Source organism: Vibrio sp. YT-19(2023), assembly GCF_033337395.1.
The window spans coordinates 1-748 of the sequence record NZ_JAWOQN010000421.1; the positions used below are offsets into that span (position 1 = coordinate 1).

At 47.6% G+C, this 748-nt stretch carries 1 protein-coding gene; it reads right to left on the reverse strand.

The features are described 5' to 3' along the window. Positions 1-17: 17 nt before the first annotated feature. Positions 18-748: glycosyltransferase family 4 protein (locus R7E78_RS26295; RefSeq protein ID WP_318058630.1), on the reverse strand; the 731-nt coding region annotated here is incomplete at its 5' end.

Below are 748 nucleotides of genomic sequence, written 5' to 3' on the forward strand. Positions count from 1 at the left end.
TTGAGAACCAATATGGGTTAGTTATCCATCTCAATTTGATATTGCGTTAGCAATACGGGAATAACGCTCTCTGTTGAGAACTGTTCTACGATCGTTTGGCGTGCGTTTTTACGGATTCGTTCTTGTTGGCTTTTCTCCATCGCCATCCAGTACTGTAGATTGAGCGCGAGAGCGGGGACATCATCGGCAGTAAAGCCATTGTTGCCTGATTGAATGATGTCGGGTAAACGTCCGACCTTTAGACTGATCACCACAATGCCGCGTGCCATTGCCTCAAGTGCCGCCATGGGTAGTCCTTCGAAGCGAGAAGAGATGATCAATACGCTGATATTTTCCCATACCGCGTTCATGTCTGTTTGATGACCATGAAAAATGACATTCGCTGGTGCGGTTGTCTCTAAGTTTTGTCGCTCAGGCCCATCGCCATAGATAGAGAAGCGATAATCAGGGCAGGCTTTCGCTAACTCGATAAATTGATCTGCGCCTTTTTCAAGGCTTAAGCGACCAACAAACGAGATCTCTTGATAATGGTTGTTCATGCTTGGTAGCGCGACAAAGTTATTGAGCAGTTGCGAGGGGCAGAGCACTTTATCTTGAATACTTTTGCTTACTGCAAAGCAGTGATCCGAGAGGTAGCCTGAGCATCTGTCCAACCCGTCGTAAAGCCACAGTTTGCCCGATGACGACTCACCGGCATGATAAGTTGAAACCAAACGCGGAAAAGTGCGAGTGAGCAGTTTGGCGGTGC